This is a genomic window from Pseudoalteromonas sp. NGC95 (genome assembly GCF_015864705.1).
In the GTDB taxonomy this organism is placed as follows: Bacteria; Pseudomonadota; Gammaproteobacteria; order Enterobacterales; family Alteromonadaceae; genus Pseudoalteromonas; species Pseudoalteromonas arctica.
The window spans coordinates 166,713-184,451 of the sequence record NZ_JADYWR010000005.1 but is presented as its reverse complement, the minus strand read 5'-3'; the positions used below and the strand labels follow the sequence as shown (position 1 = coordinate 184,451).

Sequence of the window (17,739 nt, the reverse complement as noted above, 5' to 3'; positions counted from 1 at the left end):
CTAAACCTTAATATTAATAATTGCATGAGATTTATAAAATGCCTGATTATTTGCATCGCCTCGCTTTAAGTTGAGCTCTCCAACCTGTAAACCATGCTTAGCTAGTTTGGATCTTAAATTATCTAAGTGAGGGTGAGCAATTGCGCTTACTTCTTGGCTTGAGGCTAATAGCTGGCAATCGAGTGCTTTATCCATTAACTCAGCGGTAATCTGTAACTGCCCAATCTGTGCATAATCAAAGTTTAACCTGACAAACCATACATTTTTATCTTCTAATTTATCTGCGCTTGGCTTTTTATACTGCCCCAATGTTATTTCTGTTTGGGCGGCCTCAGGCGGCAATTTCATTGGTAATAAAAATTGTGCAAGCGGGTTTGTGTCTGGTTGTTGATTTGGTGTTGAAACACTTACTTGGGTAAGTGTGTTTTTAACTTGTACGATTTCGCTAGCCAATGCTTGAACTTGAGCTTGCTGCAGTTGCTCAAGTATTTTTGCTCCCGCGTTTCCTGTTTTAAAAGTAGGTATGAGTACTTGTAAAAGTGCATCTAAGCCAGTTTGGTTATTAAAGTTTATCGGTGTTACTGATTGGCTAATTATAGGGGCTGCTAAAATACTCACTGCAACTTGTTCAAGTCCTTTAGTGAAGCTACTTTGTAGTATATCACCCGTTAATTGAGATGGTTGTAAGGTGGCTAATACTTCACGCCGTATGGTCGCAGGGTTAATATTATTACTTGAGACCATGCGATTAAATGCTTGGTTAATTAAGCGAGTTAAATCGGGCGTTTCTTTTGTTGCTCTATTTGTAATGTCAGTAATTTGACTACTTAAAAGCTGTTTGTTACCAGCTACTCTATCCGTAGGGATTGTGGTATCAGGAAGCTTTAATAGTGTGCTTAATAGCTTTGCTTCTATTGGTTGTAGCATTTGACTACGAGAGGCAATATTAGATAACGGCTCTGCTAATGGGAGCATGTTTTTAATCGAGGCTGAGTTTGCACTGTTTTGATTGTTGCCGTTTATTACTGGTTGCACTGAAGAGGTTATTTGCCCTTTAGTAACAATTTCACTTGTAGGCTTAATTAACGTATCAACTTTACTGTTAGTACTAATATTCAGAGCACTCAATTGACTCGCGTTTAAATTACTTGGCTTAGCGCTCGCCACTCCATTTTGAGTAATATTATTTGGCGTTGGCGTTGGCGTTGGCGTTGGCGTGTTAGCTGTTGTTATATTTGTAGATGATTGCCAAACACTAACACTTCCTTTTATTTGCTGAGTTAATTGTACAAGTGGCGGAAGTCTTGAAAAGTGCTCTGGTAAAGTATTGCTCGTATTACTATTTAACGCAGTACTTACATTTTGGGTAATGTTAACTCTATTTAACGGTGATACTGTTAATTGCATAACTAAGCTCGGCCTTTGTATCGCAGATGATCCAGACGGCGGCATTAACTCAGATTTATTTGCTGCTGCAAAGGGCTTACTTTCAAAATATTTAACTGCATCATTAATTCGCGTTTTTAAATCACTAAAGCTATTTTGTAGCCACGACTTTATTGGGCTATCAGGTGTAAGCAGTGGGCTTGCTTTAATAGTGGACGCAGAAAAATGTATTTCAGGGACACTGCTTTTTTGAGCTAAAAGTAACTCGTTAAACGGTTTAGAAAATGAGTTATTAAGAGTTACTTTTATATTATTAGTATCGGTTTTAATAAGTAATTTATCAGCCTGATTTATTAAATTTACCTTAATGGGGGTGTTGGGTAGCTCACTAACTTGTTGATTAGTAATAGGCGTTGTAAACGAACCTGACTTTTGAGGATGAGTCAAAATAGCTAGTTTAGGTGTTGCTTGAAGTTGCGCACTAGGTAATAAGGCCACGAGTAATTTAGTAAGTTTAGTTTGGCTAAGTGGTTGCGTATGAATTGTATCTGCAAAGCGATTAATAACATTAAGCTGTGCGCCTTTGTTAGTCGTACTAACAACTACTTTTAAAGGCTGCTCAGTTAAAAGTAACTGCGCTACGTCTTTATTTATGGCAATACTGGCGTTAAGTTTATCAATTACTAATTTTGGGGTAGGGGACATAACCACCTGTAAATCCATTGGTTTGTTTTGTACCTCAGTGCCCGTGCTTACATAATTTAATAAACGCTGTAATTGTACTGGTTGATTTAAAGTAAGGGTTGTAGTGTTTGGCGTGATGTTGAGCTGTTTGCCATCGGGACTAAGTTGTATGTTAGCACTGGCTATCTTTTGTAAATTTTGAGGTGCGCTTGTAGTGCCAAGTCTTAATGTTTGCCAATGTTTATCAATAAATACATCAAGCGTAATCGAGTCTTTCGAAAATTGAATGTTTTTAGCCGCAAGTACCTCATTAGGTAATTGCGATAACTCATTGGTTTGAGGGTTTGTCGATTGATTGATAACCAATGAATTAGATAATGTTATTTGCGTTGGCGTATTCATTATTTTAAATCAAGTTTTCTCTATTTTAAGTGAATCGATTTTAAAGCAATATTCGTATTACCCTATCATTATGGTAGACTAACGCCTAATTTTTGGCAGAGAGAATCGTCATCTTGTTACACATTAAGTCCGTCACCTGCATCAAGCAAGATCGTTGTTTGTTTGCGGATCTTAATTTTAGCCTTAATAGCGGTCAAATCATGCAATTAGCGGGTCCTAATGGGGCTGGTAAAACATCGCTATTGCGTATTATCGCAGGCTTTTCTGTGCCTGATGAAGGAGCTGTTTTATTTCAAGAACAGCCTATATCTAAGTATTACGAAGAGTATGCCAGAGAACTACTCTTTATAGGCCACAAAACAGGTGTAAATACTCAGCTTAGTGCAGTTGAAAATGTTCGTCATTGGTTACAAATTAATGGCTACATAAACCAGCCTGACTTGTATCCCATTTTAGCGCAACTTGGCCTTGTTGGACTTGAAGATGTACCGGTTAGAATGTTATCTGCTGGACAACAAAGACGTGTAGCTTTGGTCAGGCTTTGGTTAAGTGATGCTAAATTATGGGTACTTGATGAGCCATTTACCGCGCTTGATAAAAGCGGTGTTGCCTTTTTACAGCAGCGATTTACCGAGCACTTACTAAACGGTGGAGCTATTTTGTTAACGACTCACCAAGACTTAACGACCCATTTTAGTAACTTGCAAACGGTTACACTGGAGTATCGTCACTAATGACTCGTCAACATTCTTATTGGTTGCTATTTAGTGCGGTATTTACCAAAGATGTAAAACTTGCGTTTCGCCAGCGCGCTGAAATTGTAAATCCTATTTTGTTCTTCTTAATTGTAATTTCATTATTTCCGTTAGCAATCGGGCCTGAGCCTGGTTTACTAGCGAGAATGGCACCGGGAATTATTTGGGTTGCCGCATTACTCTCTACCATGTTGGGCTTGGATAAGCTGTTTAGAGATGATTTTAATGATGGCTCATTGGAGCAGTTAATTGCATCGTCTTACCCGTTATCGTTAACCGTACTTGCTAAAGTGGCTGCTCACTGGGTGGTAACAGGTTTACCGCTTGTATTAATGACGCCGCTATTTGCATTGTTGTTAAACCTAGAAAGTACGGCGTTAACAGCGACTGTTTTAACATTATTATTAGGCACTCCACTATTGAGCTTTATTGGCGCAATAGGCGCAGGGCTTACTGTGGGATTACAAAAAGGGGGTATTTTGATGAGTTTACTCGTACTGCCTTTGTATATTCCTGTTTTGATTTTTGCAACGTCGGCTATCGATACCAGCACCATGTCGCTGGATTATAGTGGGCAGCTTGCCATTCTTGGTGCAATGTTACTTATTGCTATTATTAGCGCACCAATTGCCATATCGTCAGCTTTAAAAGTGAGTGTAAGTTAATGTGGAAGTGGTTACATCCCTATGCTAAAGCAGAGCGTGCATACCAGTTATGCAATACGTTACTGCCTTATTTTGCCGTAGTTACTGTAGTTAGTATGATTGTTGGATGGGTATGGGGGCTTGGTTTTGCACCTGCCGATTACCAACAAAAAGACAGCTACCGTATCATCTTTATTCATGTTCCTTCTGCCATTTTGTCTATGGGGGCTTACTCATCAATGGCTATTGCAGCTGTTGTTGCACTTGTATGGCAACTACGAAATGCCGAACTTGCCGTTATTGCTATAGCGCCTGTTGGTGCTTGTATTACAGCTATAGCGCTTATTACTGGCGCTGCATGGGGTAAACCTATGTGGGGTGCTTGGTGGGTATGGGATGCGCGTTTAACGTCTGAACTTATTTTATTATTTTTATATCTTGGCGTGCTTTCGCTTTATCATGCATTTGAAGATAAGAAGTCAGCAGGGCGTGCAGCTTCTATTTTAGCAATTGTTGGCGTAATTAATTTACCTATTATTCATTACTCAGTTGAGTGGTGGAATACGCTACACCAAGGCGCAAGCATTACAAAACTAGACACTAAAGCAATAGACCCAAGTATGTTTTGGCCACTTATGGTTAATATTTTAGCCTTTGCTGCTTTTGTAGGAACAGTGACTTTAATTCGTCTTAAAAATGAAATTTTACAACGCGAAAAGCACCGACCGTGGGTGCGTTTGTTGTTAAATAAGGGGTAATTATGCAGTTTGACTCTTTTTCTGATTTTATTGCAATGGGAGGCTATGGGTTTTATATCTGGCTTTCTTTTGGTACATGCGCTCTTATCTTACTCGGTATTTTAGTGAACTCTTTAAGAGATACCAAACGTATTATGGCTTCAGTTGAGCAACAAATAATACGTGAAGCGCGAATTAAAAAAGCTAAACAGGAACAAGCCTCATGAATCCAAGACGTAAAAAGCGCCTATTGGTAATTATTGCCGTACTGTTTGGTATTGGTGGATCAATTGGTTTAGTGCTTTATGCACTTCAAGAAAATATTAATCTTTTTTATACGCCAAGCGAACTTATTGATGGCAAAGGGCCTAATAAAGAAAAACCATTCATTGGCCAAAAGCTACGTATTGGTGGCATGGTTGTACCAGGCACGGTTGAGCGTAATGAACAGAGCTTACAAGTAAGCTTTAAGCTAATTGATACAGGTCCATTAGTGACCGTGCGTTATCAAGGCATATTGCCAGACTTGTTTCGTGAGGGGCAAGGCATTGTAGCGCAGGGCGTATTAATCGAACCTAATGTTATTGAAGCATTTGAAGTGCTTGCAAAGCATGACGAAGAATATATGCCAGCAGAAGTTGCAGAGGCAGTTAAAGGTATTAAGCACGAAAAACCAAAATACAACTTAGATAGTGGTAATTAGCTATGATCCCAGAAATTGGTTATTTTTCTTTAACGCTTGCCATGGTGCTAAGCGTTTTACTGTGTATTTTTCCTCTTTGGGGCGCGCATACCGGTAATCTTCGATTAATGCGCGCAGCTCCCTCTTTAGCAATTGGGCAATTCGCTTTTGTTTTAATCTCTTTTGCAGCACTTATTTACGCCAGTGTAACGGATGATTTTACCGTATCGTATGTGGCATATCATTCAAGTAGTACGCTACCTTGGTATTACAAAATCACCTCTACATGGGGCGGCCATGAAGGCGCTATTTTACTGTGGTTAGTAATGCAAGCTGGTTGGACTGCCGTTGTCGCTGCGCGTTCTAAATCATTACCTTGGGTGCTACGTGCTCGCGTATTGGGCGTACTTGGTTTTTTAGGTGTAGGTTTTATGATGTACACCTTACTACTTTCAAGCCCGTTTGAGCGCCTACTTCCTTATTTCCCTGTTGAAGGGCGTGATTTAAATCCGTTACTTCAAGATCCGGGCATGATTATTCACCCGCCATTACTGTACATGGGTTATGTAGGGCTATCAGTTGCTTTCTCTTTTGCTATTGCTGCGTTGTTAACCGGTAAGCTTGATAACACATGGGCTAAGTGGTCACGTCCGTGGACAATGACTGCATGGGGCTTTTTAACTCTAGGAATCACAATTGGTAGCTGGTGGGCATACTCAGAACTTGGCTGGGGTGGCTGGTGGTTTTGGGATCCAGTAGAAAACGCATCATTAATGCCATGGCTTGTTGCGACCGCATTACTGCACTCGTTAAGCGTAACTGAAAAACGCGGTGTGTTTAAATCGTGGACCGTATTACTTGCTATCGCAGCATTTTCATTGAGCTTATTAGGCACATTTATTGTGCGCTCAGGTATTATTGTATCGGTACATGCTTTTGCAACAGACCCTGATAGAGGCTTATTTATACTCGCCTTTTTAGGCATAGTTGTAGGTGGTGGCTTAGCGTTATATGCACTGCGTGTATCGCAAGTACATAGTGAAGGTCGATACAAGTTTGTATCACGCGAAGTGGCGTTATGGCTCAATAATATATTTTTAGTAGTTGCTACATTAATCGTATTGCTGGGTACTTTATTACCTATGGTTCATAAAGAAATGGGCTTGGGCAGTATTTCTATTGGCGAACCGTTTTTTAATAAGATGTTTGCAATAATTTTAGTGCCGTTTGCTATTTTGATGGGGATAGGGCCATTTTTACGCTGGAAGCAAAATAAATGGGCTTTCTTACAAAACAAAATATTAATGGGCGTATTAGCCAGTGTAGTGATTACCTGTGCTTGGTTGTTTTCAAGTTACGATTTAGTAAAACCACTTACGCTACTAGCCACTACGCTTGCGGTTTGGATTGCAATATCAACTGGGATCGACATTTATACTAAATCTGCTGTACACGGCACCTTAAAAGAAGGTTTAAAACGCTTAGGTGTAAGTTACTGGGCTATGGTGCTTGGGCATATTGGTATTTCGTTTGTTATTGCAGGTGTAACGCTTACATCTGCGTATTCAGTTGAGCGTGACGTATCGATGAGGCAAGGCGACACAGTTCAGCTTAACGAGTATGAATACCGTTTTGATGGTGTTAAAACTATTCGCGGGCCGAACTACAGTGGTCATGCTGGTGTTGTATCGGTGCTTAAAAACAATGAGCTAGTAACACGCTTACACGCCGAAAAACGTAAGTATGATATTGGTATGCAGTTTATGACCGAGGCGGCCATAGATGCAGGCTTTACACGTGATTTATACTTAGCGTTAGGTGAGCAGTTGAGCCAAGGTGCATGGTCACTTCGCATTTATCATAAACCGTTTGTTCGTTGGATGTGGATTGGTGGTGTGCTTATTTCCCTAGCTGGATTTATGATTTTATTTGATAAACGCTACCGCACATCAGCTAAAACAGCGCGTAGAGCTGCATCGGAGAATGTTTTATGAACCGTAAAATTTTAGCTATTGCGCCGCTTTTAGTATTTGCTTTTGTATGTGTATTTTTATACCAAGGCCTTTTTGCTAATCCTCGTGAAATTCAAACGGGTCGGTTAGGTCAAGAAATGCCAGCATTTAATCTACCTGATTTAATGCAAGACAATAAGCCGTGGACCAACGAGTCTTTAAAAGGCGAAGTTTACTTACTAAATGTATGGGGTACTTGGTGCCCAACATGTTTAGTTGAACTTGGTTATTTAACTAAGTTACGTGAGCAAGGTGTTAAAATTATTGGGCTTTATTACGTACAAGGTTACGATGCTGACTTTGATGGCCCGTTTGATATGCAATCACTTCGCACCGAAGTGAGCGATATGCTGCAACGTGCGGGTGACCCATATCAATTTAATATCTTAGATTTACATCGTACTTTGTCGTTGGATTTAGGTGTTTCGGGTGCGCCTGAAACATTTTTAGTCGATAAAAACGGCACTATTTTGTTGCATCACACGGGCGATATAAACCCGCGAGTATGGCGAGCTAAATTTGCGCCAATTATGCAGGAGCTTAAATAATGAAATGGTTACTACTTACGCTTAGCCTTTTTGTAAGCATCAGTGCGTTTGCAGAGCAAGATCGCTATCAATTTGATAACAACAAACAAGCGATATTGTTTGAAGAGCTAACTAAAGAGCTGCGCTGTCCTAAGTGTCAAAATCAAAACATTGCGGACTCTGACGCTGTTGTTGCTAAAGACTTGCGCGATAAAGTACTCGTATTGGTTAAAGAAGGTAAGAGCAAAGACGAAGTGATTGATTACATGATTGACCGCTTTGGCTATTTTGTTCATTACGACCCACCAGTTACACCAGCGACTTTAGTACTTTGGGTATTACCTGTATTAATTGTCATAGTCGGCTTTGGTTTTATTGTTATTCGCCAGCGAAAAGCATCAGTAAAACAAACGTGGAGCAGTGACGACGAAATGCTGTTAGCTAAGCTAATTGAACAAAATAAACGTCAGGAGCAAAGTTAAATGATTTTAATGTGGGCGTGTTTTGCTTTACTCACACTGGTTGCTCTTGGGTTTGTGATGTTGCCTTTTTTAAAAAAAGAGCGCGTTCAAACAATTACTCATAACGCCAATGCTGAGCTAATTAGCATTTATGAGCAGCGTTTAGTTGATTTACAAACCGATTTAGATAATCAGCGTATTGATACCGTAAATCATGCAGAATCAATTATTGAATTAAAACGCCGTTTATTGAATGAGTTATCACCAGAGAAATCACTAAACAGCAAAGGTAATAATCGTATTTTTGCTTTAACTGGTGGCGCATTTGTTCTTGCTCTAACAGGTGTTTTTTATGGTTTAACGGGTAGTCAGCAGCAAATTTCGGCTTGGCATGATGCAATGGATAATTTAGCTGATTACGGCGAGCGTGCTGTAATGCAAAAAGGTGAGCCGCTTAGCCAAAATGAGCTGCAGGCTTTTGCATTGGCACTTCGTACAAAACTTAGCCGCTCAGGTGATGACGAAGTCGCTTGGATGCTACTTGGACGAGTTGCTATGTCGCTTAATGAATTTGACATGGCGCAGCAGTCATTTGATAAAGCACTACGTATGAATCCTGATAATATGCAGGTACTTATTAGTTATAGCCAAGTTTTATTACTAGAAGGCAGCGAAGCTAATATGACTCGTGCGGCAGGTATGCTCTCAAAAGTACTAAAAGTTGAGCCTACCAATTTAGATGCAATTTCGTTATTAGCACTCATTGCTTATGAACGTAAAGATTGGCCTCAAGCCAAAGCTGCATTTGAAGTTTTACTTGCGAGTATGGAAAAAAATGATTCTCGTTATAGCATGATCTCTGAGCGTATCGCTGATATAGAGAAGCAAATGCAAACGGAAGGCTCTGTTATGCTAGTTACTACTACAACGGGTGCTATTGCAGTTACAGTCGACATTGCAAAAGAGCTTATAGATAAACAGCCAAAAGACGGTATCTTGTTTATATTTGCAAAAGCAGCAAGTGGTTCGCCAATGCCATTAGCTGCTGTTAAACTCCCTAATTATTCATTTCCAATTACAGTTGAGTTGAGTGATAGTAGTGCAATGGTTGCAGGCCTTAACTTATCTAGTGCAGAAAATATTATTATTTCGGCGCGTATTTCTATAGATGACTCGGTTATGCCAAGTTCTGGTGAGCTAGAAGGTCATTCAGAGTCGTTAAAGCGTGAAAGTGTAAGTGACTACCAACTTCAAATTGATACATTAATACCTTAAGGACGTTAGATGTTAAAACACAGTTTTACTTTTTTATGTTTATTGATACTAGCCGGGTGTGCTCAAGTACCACAAAGCAAAGTAGATGACAGAGATCCGCTGCAAAGTATTAATCGTCCATTATATGACTTTAATATGGATGTACTGGATGCTTATTTATTGCGCCCAGTTGCTGTAGGTTATGTTGAAGTAACGCCTGTACCGGTAAGAAACGGTATTGTTAATTTTACAGGTAATATTACAGCACCTGTCGATATGATTAATGCGGGTTTGCAAGGTAAGCCGGGTAATGCAAGTGTGAGCTTAGCGCGTTTTTTAGTTAACTCTACGGTTGGTATTTTTGGTATTTTTGATGTTGCCAGTTCACTTGGTCTTGAAATTGTAGATGAAGACTTTGGACAAACGTTAGGTGTATGGGGCGTGGGTGATGGCGCTTATTTAATGCTACCAGGCATGGGTCCTACAACAGCACGTAACCTGACCGGTGATGTAGTCGACAACTTTGTATTGCCTGAAGTTGCCCTAACGACTCCACAAACTATTCTAGTGTTTGTTTTAAAAGCGGTAGAAGCTCGTGCATCATTAATCCCACAAGAAGGGTTATTAAATGATTCACTTGATCCGTACTTATTTGTAAAAGATATCTACTTTCAGCGTCAAATTTATGAGCTGTACGATGGCAACCCACCTATAAAAGAAGAGCCAGCTGATTTTGATGAAGACTTTTTAGAAAGTTTATAATTGAAAAGCCACTCACAAAAACGCCAGCTAAATGCTGGCGTTTTTATTTGCTGTTTATATATTTATTTTTCGTTCACTACTAACTGCATTTGCTCATTAACCCAAGCTAGTGCTTCATGATAAGCATCGGGAACTTTGTTACCTAGGTTTAGCTCTTTCGTTAGCTCGTTTGCGGCAGACCAATTTGCTTGTTCGTAGTATTTAACTAAGTTCAAATACTTTGCCAATAAGCCTTCGTCGTTTAATAGCGCTGCTTTTATATCATTAGAAAGTGGAAGCTTTTTCATGACGCTTTCCATACTCTCATCTAAAATAGCATCCATTAGGGACATCATACCGGTTAAAAATGCCATGCCGGTATCTTTAAACTGCCCATGGGATATAGCGAGCAATTCAGCAAATCGAGCGCGCGTAAGCGATAGCCTAATTAGCTCTACAGGTTTATCTGCTGATACTTGTGCTGCAAACAGTAGTGACAATAGCTTTTTAATTTCATTGGCGCCAAGCACTATAAGAGCTTGCTTAATGGTACTTATTTCTGCGCGTCTTGCAAATGCGGCAGAATTTGAATACCTAAGTAATTTATAAGATAGGTTTACATCACGTTCAAACACATCAGTGATTTTCTTAAGATCCATATCAACACTTGATGTTTCGTAAAGTAATTCAGCTAATGCCATTTCTGATGGTGGTAGAGCCTTACTTTGTACCATTTCAGGTTTTGAGAAGAAAAATCCTTGGAAATAATCAAACCCAAGCTCTAAAGCTTGTTGGTAAATTTCATAGGTTTCTACTTTTTCGGCAAGTAACTTAATATGTGAGTGCGGTTTTAAATCGTTTAGAACCGTTTTTATTGTATCTATATCGGATGCTAAAAAGTCTATTTTAATAATATCAATAAATGGGTAAAAATGACGCCATACAGGTTGATGAATATAGTCATCAAGAGCAATAGTGTAACCTTTATCTTTTAAATCTTTAACGATAGCTAATAAACGCTTACCAGGCTGGATAGTTTCAAGTATTTCTACAACTATAGTGTCTTTACCTAGTAGTGTAGGGTAACCCTTTGATAGTGTTTCTAGGGTGAAGTTTATATAGGCAGGTTTATTGTCGGTTAAATCTTCTAAACCAAAATTAAACTGGCTACCCTCTATAAGTCGTGTTGTTGCTTCGTCACCATCTATATCGGGAAATACGTTATCAACGCCATCACGAAATAAAAGCTCATAACCGATAAGTTTTTTATCTCTATCTAAAATCGGTTGACGTGCAGCGTAAAAATACATAAACAGTTCCGTAAGAGTGATGTAATTGGGTATTGTATTAATATATGGCAAAAGATTCAAAATAGCATTACGTATATTTGCATGATTAATAAATTATCATTATAAATTAAGGTGTTTCTTCTATTTAATTTATTATATTTTACCAATTCGCTTTAAAATTATTCAACATGAGTATTTTTGTATCAGCTGGAAGCAACAAGTTGGAGATTTTATTGTTAGGCATGATATAGTCAGCGAGAATGGTTTTTATCCTAATAGTGTCTTTATTATAATATTTTAAGAGTCAATATTCGGATCAAGAGCCTGTTATTAATAATTATGCGGAGGCTAATTTGGAAACAGGAATGATTATTTCACTAGCATTATATTTTGTTGTAATGTTGGGTATCGGACTATATGCATATAAGCAATCTACTGGCGATGTATCAGGTTACATGTTAGGTGGACGAAATCTATCACCAAGTGTTGCTGCACTATCTGCAGGTGCATCTGACATGAGTGGCTGGATTTTAATGGGCCTACCTGGTGCGATGTTTGTTACTGGTTTTAGTAGTACATGGATAGCAATTGGTTTGGTGATTGGTGCTTGGTTAAATTACCTGTTAGTTGCACCTAGATTACGTGTGTACACTGAAAAAGCAAATGACTCTATAACAATCCCAGATTACTTCTCAAATCGCTTCAATGATAAGTCAAACTTATTACGTGTTGTATCAGCTGTTGTGATTATAGTCTTCTTTACTCTTTACACGTCATCTGGTGTTGTAGCCGGCGGAAAATTGTTTGAAAGCTCATTTGGTCTAAGTTATGAAGTGGGTTTATACATTACAACGGGTGTCGTTGTTTTATACACTTTGTTTGGTGGTTTTTTAGCGGTTAGCTTAACTGATTTCGTGCAAGGTTGTATTATGTTCATCGCACTGATTCTAGTGCCTACTGTTGCATACTCTTTACTTGAACAACCTCTGGAATCTACTTTACATAGTGTAAATCCAGATATGCTTAACTGGATTGGAGCAGGCTCTGCATTAGGTATTATTTCTGCAATGGCATGGGGTTTAGGTTATTTTGGTCAACCACATATCATCGTTCGTTTTATGTCGGTACGTAGTGTTAAGGATATGCCTAAAGCTCGCCGTATTGGTATGACATGGATGATTGTTGCTGCCCTTGGTGCTGTTGGTACTGGTATATTTGGTGCTGCTTATACTTATGAGAATAATATTGTAGTTGAAGATCCTGAAACGATTTTCCTAATTCTTTCTGAGTTATTGTTCCATCCACTTATTGCTGGCTTTTTACTAGCTGCAATTTTGGCTGCTATCATGAGTACTATCTCATCGCAATTGCTAGTAAGCTCAAGTTCATTGACTGAAGATTTATATAAAACATTTTTACGTAAAGATGCTAGCGACTTTGAATTAGTTACTGTTGGTCGAATTAGCGTTGCATTTGTTGCCCTGTTTGCAATTTATTTAGCGTACGATAGAGATAGCTCTATTTTAGACCTAGTAAGTAATGCATGGGCAGGCTTTGGTGCTGCTTTTGGACCACTTGTATTGTTTAGCCTTTATTGGAAACGTATGAATTTTGCTGGCGCCTTATCTGGTATGTTAGTAGGTGCGTTTACAGTGCTTGTTTGGATTTATGGTCCGTTTACTATTAATGGTGAAAGTTTAAGTAGCTTCATGTATGAAATAGTACCTGGCTTTATTTTAGCGAGTATCGCAATTGTTGTTGTTAGCTTAGTAACAAAAGAGCCAGAGCAAAATATCACTGCTTTATTTGATGAAGTAGAAAAAGAGCTTTAAATAGCAATTACTATTCATTTTAAAATGAGTAGTAAGTAATACCAATCCGCGATAATACTTAATCATTTTGCGGTGCTAAACGTGTTGCTACCGGCGTTAAAAAATTATCATTTAGAACAACTAAATATCAAATTTTTTGCCTAGCTATCAACACGTTTTTCCACCCTCAAAATAGATCACTTAATTAAGCGAATTGGTATAATAAAAAAGGGAGCAACTAAGTTGCTCCCTTTTTTATTTAGTTTGTCCCGTCCGAGGAGAGGACAATCTACGAGTTAACTTGCTTTTTTATCGTTGTTATCTTCAATTGACGCAACGTTATCTGACTTTTTACTTTTTGCTGGCGCTTTGGTAACAACTGGATCTTTGCCGCCCTTTAATATGGTCATAAAGTCATCTTTGCTTTTCGCTATTTCTAAAGCAAGTGATTCAATTTGTTGCTCACTAAGCGGTACGTCTACCTTTTCTAGCATTAGCTCAAGTGATTCTGCTATATCGAGCATCTTGTCATAAGCATCAGCTTCTTTTTTGGTAGTAAACGTCATACGCTCGACTCCGTTTCGTTCTACAACATATTTAACAACAACAGCCATGATTTCTCCTGCAAAATTGCTTGGCACCGTGGTTTGTAAAAACCATTAGATTACTGTTTTTATGTACAGTAATGGTTTGGGCGTAAATTTGCAAGCGCGAAGTATTAATTTTAGGTGTCTTAAATTTGACAAAAAACGGTAACTTTACTTTAGTTAAGCAATCACTTTGTTGTACCAGCTGCATTTTCAGGATTTCGGATCATAGTGATAATGCGTTTAGGTACACTTTAAGTGATGAGCATTTCAGTTCCTTACTTTTTGGTTTTCCTGAGCAACATTCAAAATTAAGAAAAGAAGAATAGGGACAAGTTTGATGAAAACGTTAAAAAATTTATTCATAATAAGCTTATTATGCTTACTACCTGCAACTACCGTATATGCACAACTATCGGAAGTAACTAAGCAAATGCCTCAAGTTGAGACAATTAGTATAAATAATGCTGATGCAGATATGCTTGCTAAGCTACCGGGTATAGGTAAGAAAAAAGCGCAGGCAATTGTGGATTATCGTGAAGAAAACGGCGAATTTAAAAGTGTCAGTGATTTATCGCAAGTTAAAGGAATTGGTAAAAAACTATTAACCAAATTAGAAGGGAAAATATCCCTTTAATAGCAGTAGATAACAATCAGGGCGCTATGCGCCCTGATGAAATTGTTTTAATGCATCGCTTAAGTGTTTTTTAGCAAAGTTGATTTCAATAGGTGTTGTTAAAAGTGGGTAGCAAAGTCCGCCGAGTATCAAAAACGGGATTAATATCCAACCTTTAAATACCGTGAATATTAAAAATAGTGGACTTAGTAATATTAATTTAATAATACGCAGTAACACTTTATCAGTTGGCGATAACATACTTAACGAAAGTGCTATCACGTCTTGGCGCTTGCGTACTTTTAGATGTTTAAGCTCATCTAATTGGCTTGAAAAAAATGTAAACATATCAAATCGACTTTTTAATTAATAAACGGCCAATAACTATAATAAATAGTGTTAGTGAGAAAATCCCAAATATAATTTCCATCCAAGCAGGCATGCTCAAACCAACAAACTGCCAATCTATATTTCCACAATCCCCGGTCGCCTGAAAAAAGCTAGGTATCCATTCATGTAACGGCATAAACGACGGGAAGTTTGGTTCAAACTCACAGCTAAATGCAAAAGGGTCTGTGGTGGTTTGCATATCAATATGCTCGCGAGCAATTAAATATCCCCAAACACTCGATACACCCCAAATTACATACGCTAATATACGAACTGCTTTGCTCTGTGGTTTAGTCGAACCTACAATTCCTGCGCCTAATAGACCCAGTACGGCTGTACGTTGATATATGCACATTATGCAAGGCGCCAATCCCATTTGGTATTGAAAGAAAAGGGCGGTCACTTCAAGTAAAAAAACGATAGCTGTAAATAAAAGCCACGGGGTACGTTGGGTGGGTAATTGCGCAAGCCAGTTCATAAAAATTCCGCGTTTAAATAAGACGTTAGATTATGACCTAGGATAATGTATGCGGCAACAAAAAGGAAAAAAAAGCTACCGAAGTCGCTTTTTATAAGATGAAATTATTGACCACTCAATGCAGCCTCAGCAGAGGCTACATGACGCTCTACTTAGTTCCCATTGATACATAAGCTTAGTTATATCGTTTACTTATATCACATTGGTGCATTGCCTAAAAAGTTCTTTAAAGTTGCAGTTAGAGCGCTCTGTTGCATAGGTGTTCCTTTTTAATGTACTTATGTGTTTTAAGTTGATTCAGCTAGGTATGTGTAAATAAAAAATACCAGTAATTACAATGTACCTACAATGAATATTGCTCTGTATATTTATACATTGTAGCGATATTAGAGAAACCTAAATTTTATTATTTATTAATCTTTAATTTCTACTCATTTGCTTATTAATATACCTGACTTTACTTGTTAGTTATGCTTCGTCTGGTACAATCAGTCAGTTATTCGTGTAAAACGATGAGTGTTGATTAATTCGAGTGGGAACTGGATGAGAATTTTTAAAGCGAAAAGCCCAGCAGGATTTGCTGAAGAATATATAGTTGAATCTATTTGGAACGGCGATTTCCCTCCAGGTTCAATTCTACCTGCCGAGCGAGAACTTTCAGAGTTAATTGGTGTAACAAGAACGACCTTGAGAGAAGTATTACAGCGTTTAGCACGTGATGGTTGGTTAACAATTCAGCATGGTAAACCAACAAAAGTAAATAACTTTTGGGAAACGTCTGGCTTAAATATTCTTGAAACACTAGCGCGCTTAGATGAAGACAAGATGCCAGAGCTGACAGATCAGCTTTTATCTGCACGTACTAATATTAGTGCTATTTATACACGTGCTGCAATTAAGTTAAATCCTGAACGTGTAATTGAAATTTTATCACAAAGTCATGAGCTAGAAGATACTGCGCAGGCATTTGCTGACTACGATTACAAAGTTCATCACGAATTAGCCGTTGCGGGTAATAACCGTATTTATGTATTAATACTCAACGGTTTTAGAGGTTTTTATTCAAAGATTGGTTGTCATTACTTCTCTGATGCCGGAACTCGTGAACTTGCTCGTCAGTTTTATAAAGATTTAACAATCTTGGCAGAAAATAAAGAGCACGATGGTGCTATTTCGATGATGCGTAAATACGGTCATCAAACAGGTGAGATTTGGCAAAAAATCCGAGGCGATATGCCCTCAGATATAATGGATTAAATTTAAACGAGAAACCTGCATTTGCAGGTTTTTTTGTACCTGTAAAAATTAATACCACATTATATGAATTTTTAAACAATTTAATGTATTAAGCCTTCTTCAGTAACGTCAAAAGTTCTATCTAATTACAACGCAATTTACACTTCAAAATAAACCTATTATTCAAGCAGATTAGTGCAAGTTGTAAGTGTTCGTTATTTTCGATTGCTCACATCGTTAAATGCGATTGTTCTTTTGTAGTGAATAACTTTAGAATGCCAATTAATTATATGTGTTCGCTATTGGTTTTTAATTTTTAGCGCCCATATAAGTACCAGCATTGCGAAAGCAATTGAAAACAAACTCAAAATATTTGGAGAATAAAATGGGTGTATTAGTAGGCCGCCAGGCACCAGACTTTACCGCTGCAGCTGTTCTTGGTAACGGTGAAATTGTAGATAGCTATAACCTTCATGAAACAATTAAAGGTAAAAAAGCAGTTATCTTCTTTTACCCACTAGATTTCACGTTTGTATGTCCTTCTGAACTTATTGCATTTGATAAGCGTTTTGAAGAGTTTCAAAAGCGTGGCGTAGAAGTAATTGGTGTTTCTATCGATTCACAATTCTCACATAACGCATGGCGTAACACTGCTGTTGCAGACGGCGGTATTGGTAAAGTTCAATACGCACTAGTTGCAGATGTTAAACACGAAATTTGTAAAGCGTATGACGTTGAGCATCCAGAAGCAGGTGTTGCATTTCGTGGTTCATTCTTAATCGACGAAGAAGGCAATGTACGTCACCAAGTAGTGAACGATTTACCACTAGGTCGTAACATCGACGAAATGCTTCGCATGGTTGACGCGCTAGCGTTCCACACTGAACACGGTGAAGTATGTCCTGCTGGTTGGACTGAAGGCAAAAAAGGTATGGACGCAAGCCCTGAAGGCGTTGCTAAGTTCTTATCTGAAAACGAAGGCGAGCTATAATTTAGCCCTTAGTTTTAAATAAAAAAACCGCCAATTGGCGGTTTTTTTGTGTCTTT

The 17,739-nt window shown here is 38.4% G+C and carries 19 protein-coding genes; 14 read left to right on the top strand and 5 right to left on the bottom strand.

All coding sequences use genetic code 11. From position 1 onward, the window contains the following. Entirely contained in the window at positions 1 to 2,472 is a 2,472-nt protein-coding gene (gene fliK, locus I6E70_RS06760; protein ID WP_197188339.1) for a flagellar hook-length control protein FliK, read from the bottom strand. Positions 2,473 to 2,585: 113 nt separating this feature from the next. Between fliK and ccmA the strand changes: the two genes are divergently transcribed. From ccmA to I6E70_RS06710, 10 genes are read left to right on the top strand one after another with little or no spacing between them, the layout of a single operon-like run. Then, positions 2,586 to 3,206: a cytochrome c biogenesis heme-transporting ATPase CcmA gene (gene ccmA, locus I6E70_RS06755; protein WP_096058052.1), complete on the top strand. Its 621-nt coding sequence runs from the start codon at positions 2,586 to 2,588 to the stop codon at positions 3,204 to 3,206. Next, positions 3,206 to 3,892: a heme exporter protein CcmB gene (ccmB, locus tag I6E70_RS06750; RefSeq protein WP_002959286.1), complete on the top strand. Its 687-nt coding sequence runs from the start codon at positions 3,206 to 3,208 to the stop codon at positions 3,890 to 3,892. The genes ccmA and ccmB overlap by 1 nt, the downstream gene beginning before the upstream one ends. Next, the gene (locus tag I6E70_RS06745; RefSeq protein WP_007585844.1) at positions 3,892 to 4,629 is read left to right on the top strand and encodes a heme ABC transporter permease; all 738 of its coding nucleotides are present in this window, start codon (positions 3,892 to 3,894) and stop codon (positions 4,627 to 4,629) included. The genes ccmB and I6E70_RS06745 overlap by 1 nt, the downstream gene beginning before the upstream one ends. A gap of 2 nt (positions 4,630 to 4,631) precedes the next feature. Next, the gene (gene ccmD, locus I6E70_RS06740; protein ID WP_007585846.1) at positions 4,632 to 4,835 is read left to right on the top strand and encodes a heme exporter protein CcmD; all 204 of its coding nucleotides are present in this window, start codon (positions 4,632 to 4,634) and stop codon (positions 4,833 to 4,835) included. Beyond that, positions 4,832 to 5,311 (top strand): cytochrome c maturation protein CcmE, encoded by a 480-nt coding sequence (gene ccmE / locus I6E70_RS06735; RefSeq protein WP_007585848.1) that lies wholly within the window; start codon positions 4,832 to 4,834, stop codon positions 5,309 to 5,311. Before ccmD ends, ccmE begins: the two co-directional genes overlap by 4 nt. A 2-nt stretch (positions 5,312 to 5,313) precedes the next feature. After that, entirely contained in the window at positions 5,314 to 7,284 is a 1,971-nt protein-coding gene (locus I6E70_RS06730) for a heme lyase CcmF/NrfE family subunit (RefSeq protein ID WP_197188338.1), read from the top strand. Next, the gene (locus I6E70_RS06725; protein WP_007585852.1) at positions 7,281 to 7,850 is read left to right on the top strand and encodes a redoxin family protein; all 570 of its coding nucleotides are present in this window, start codon (positions 7,281 to 7,283) and stop codon (positions 7,848 to 7,850) included. Before I6E70_RS06730 ends, I6E70_RS06725 begins: the two co-directional genes overlap by 4 nt. Further along, on the top strand, positions 7,850 to 8,311 hold the full coding sequence (locus I6E70_RS06720; protein WP_007585854.1) for a cytochrome c-type biogenesis protein: 462 nt from the start codon (positions 7,850 to 7,852) through the stop codon (positions 8,309 to 8,311). The genes I6E70_RS06725 and I6E70_RS06720 overlap by 1 nt, the downstream gene beginning before the upstream one ends. After that, positions 8,312 to 9,565: a c-type cytochrome biogenesis protein CcmI gene (gene ccmI, locus I6E70_RS06715; RefSeq protein ID WP_197188337.1), complete on the top strand. Its 1,254-nt coding sequence runs from the start codon at positions 8,312 to 8,314 to the stop codon at positions 9,563 to 9,565. It abuts the gene before it with no gap. A gap of 9 nt (positions 9,566 to 9,574) precedes the next feature. Continuing rightward, positions 9,575 to 10,306, top strand: a complete 732-nt coding sequence (locus I6E70_RS06710; RefSeq protein WP_007585858.1) for an MlaA family lipoprotein — start codon at positions 9,575 to 9,577, stop codon at positions 10,304 to 10,306. Positions 10,307 to 10,368: 62 nt separating this feature from the next. Here the strand turns inward: I6E70_RS06710 and I6E70_RS06705 are convergent, their stop codons facing one another. Then, positions 10,369 to 11,595: an EAL and HDOD domain-containing protein gene (locus tag I6E70_RS06705; RefSeq protein WP_197188336.1), complete on the bottom strand. Its 1,227-nt coding sequence runs from the start codon at positions 11,593 to 11,595 to the stop codon at positions 10,369 to 10,371. Positions 11,596 to 11,927: 332 nt separating this feature from the next. On the opposite strand from I6E70_RS06705, the gene putP reads away from it, so the two are divergent. After that, positions 11,928 to 13,406 (top strand): sodium/proline symporter PutP, encoded by a 1,479-nt coding sequence (gene putP / locus I6E70_RS06700; RefSeq protein WP_101217622.1) that lies wholly within the window; start codon positions 11,928 to 11,930, stop codon positions 13,404 to 13,406. Positions 13,407 to 13,681: 275 nt separating this feature from the next. Here the strand turns inward: putP and I6E70_RS06695 are convergent, their stop codons facing one another. Continuing rightward, on the bottom strand, positions 13,682 to 13,999 hold the full coding sequence (locus I6E70_RS06695; RefSeq protein ID WP_007584105.1) for a YebG family protein: 318 nt from the start codon (positions 13,997 to 13,999) through the stop codon (positions 13,682 to 13,684). A 313-nt stretch (positions 14,000 to 14,312) separates the two neighbouring features. Here I6E70_RS06695 and I6E70_RS06690 point away from each other — a divergent pair, with 313 nt between their 5' ends. Beyond that, entirely contained in the window at positions 14,313 to 14,609 is a 297-nt protein-coding gene (locus I6E70_RS06690; RefSeq protein WP_121953956.1) for a ComEA family DNA-binding protein, read from the top strand. 24 nt (positions 14,610 to 14,633) lie between these two features. Here I6E70_RS06690 and I6E70_RS06685 read toward each other — a convergent pair whose 3' ends face one another. Beyond that, positions 14,634 to 14,936, bottom strand: a complete 303-nt coding sequence (locus I6E70_RS06685; protein WP_197188335.1) for a DUF6170 family protein — start codon at positions 14,934 to 14,936, stop codon at positions 14,634 to 14,636. Position 14,937: 1 nt separating this feature from the next. Then, positions 14,938 to 15,456 carry a disulfide bond formation protein DsbB gene (gene dsbB / locus I6E70_RS06680; RefSeq protein ID WP_007584117.1) on the bottom strand — a complete coding sequence of 173 codons (519 nt, stop codon included), beginning with the start codon at positions 15,454 to 15,456 and terminating at the stop codon, positions 14,938 to 14,940. Between the two features lie 543 nt (positions 15,457 to 15,999). Here dsbB and fadR point away from each other — a divergent pair. Continuing rightward, entirely contained in the window at positions 16,000 to 16,713 is a 714-nt protein-coding gene (gene fadR / locus I6E70_RS06675) for a fatty acid metabolism transcriptional regulator FadR (protein WP_004335692.1), read from the top strand. Between the two features lie 364 nt (positions 16,714 to 17,077). Beyond that, the gene (locus I6E70_RS06670) at positions 17,078 to 17,683 is read left to right on the top strand and encodes a peroxiredoxin (protein ID WP_007378637.1); all 606 of its coding nucleotides are present in this window, start codon (positions 17,078 to 17,080) and stop codon (positions 17,681 to 17,683) included. Positions 17,684 to 17,739 lie beyond the last annotated feature (56 nt).

Excerpts from the sequence above, each read along its gene's own strand:
- fliK (WP_197188339.1), bottom strand. The coding sequence starts at position 2,472 with ATGAATACGCCAACGCAAATAACATTATCTAATTCATTGGTTATCAAT.
- ccmB (WP_002959286.1), top strand. The coding sequence starts at position 3,206 with ATGACTCGTCAACATTCTTATTGGTTGCTATTTAGTGCGGTATTTACC.
- I6E70_RS06745 (WP_007585844.1), top strand. The coding sequence starts at position 3,892 with ATGTGGAAGTGGTTACATCCCTATGCTAAAGCAGAGCGTGCATACCAG.
- ccmD (WP_007585846.1), top strand. The coding sequence starts at position 4,632 with ATGCAGTTTGACTCTTTTTCTGATTTTATTGCAATGGGAGGCTATGGG.
- ccmE (WP_007585848.1), top strand. The coding sequence starts at position 4,832 with ATGAATCCAAGACGTAAAAAGCGCCTATTGGTAATTATTGCCGTACTG.
- I6E70_RS06730 (WP_197188338.1), top strand. The coding sequence starts at position 5,314 with ATGATCCCAGAAATTGGTTATTTTTCTTTAACGCTTGCCATGGTGCTA.
- I6E70_RS06725 (WP_007585852.1), top strand. The coding sequence starts at position 7,281 with ATGAACCGTAAAATTTTAGCTATTGCGCCGCTTTTAGTATTTGCTTTT.
- I6E70_RS06720 (WP_007585854.1), top strand. The coding sequence starts at position 7,850 with ATGAAATGGTTACTACTTACGCTTAGCCTTTTTGTAAGCATCAGTGCG.
- ccmI (WP_197188337.1), top strand. The coding sequence starts at position 8,312 with ATGATTTTAATGTGGGCGTGTTTTGCTTTACTCACACTGGTTGCTCTT.
- I6E70_RS06710 (WP_007585858.1), top strand. The coding sequence starts at position 9,575 with ATGTTAAAACACAGTTTTACTTTTTTATGTTTATTGATACTAGCCGGG.
- I6E70_RS06705 (WP_197188336.1), bottom strand. The coding sequence starts at position 11,595 with ATGTATTTTTACGCTGCACGTCAACCGATTTTAGATAGAGATAAAAAA.
- I6E70_RS06695 (WP_007584105.1), bottom strand. The coding sequence starts at position 13,999 with ATGGCTGTTGTTGTTAAATATGTTGTAGAACGAAACGGAGTCGAGCGT.
- I6E70_RS06690 (WP_121953956.1), top strand. The coding sequence starts at position 14,313 with ATGAAAACGTTAAAAAATTTATTCATAATAAGCTTATTATGCTTACTA.
- I6E70_RS06685 (WP_197188335.1), bottom strand. The coding sequence starts at position 14,936 with ATGTTTACATTTTTTTCAAGCCAATTAGATGAGCTTAAACATCTAAAA.
- dsbB (WP_007584117.1), bottom strand. The coding sequence starts at position 15,456 with ATGAACTGGCTTGCGCAATTACCCACCCAACGTACCCCGTGGCTTTTA.
- fadR (WP_004335692.1), top strand. The coding sequence starts at position 16,000 with ATGAGAATTTTTAAAGCGAAAAGCCCAGCAGGATTTGCTGAAGAATAT.
- I6E70_RS06670 (WP_007378637.1), top strand. The coding sequence starts at position 17,078 with ATGGGTGTATTAGTAGGCCGCCAGGCACCAGACTTTACCGCTGCAGCT.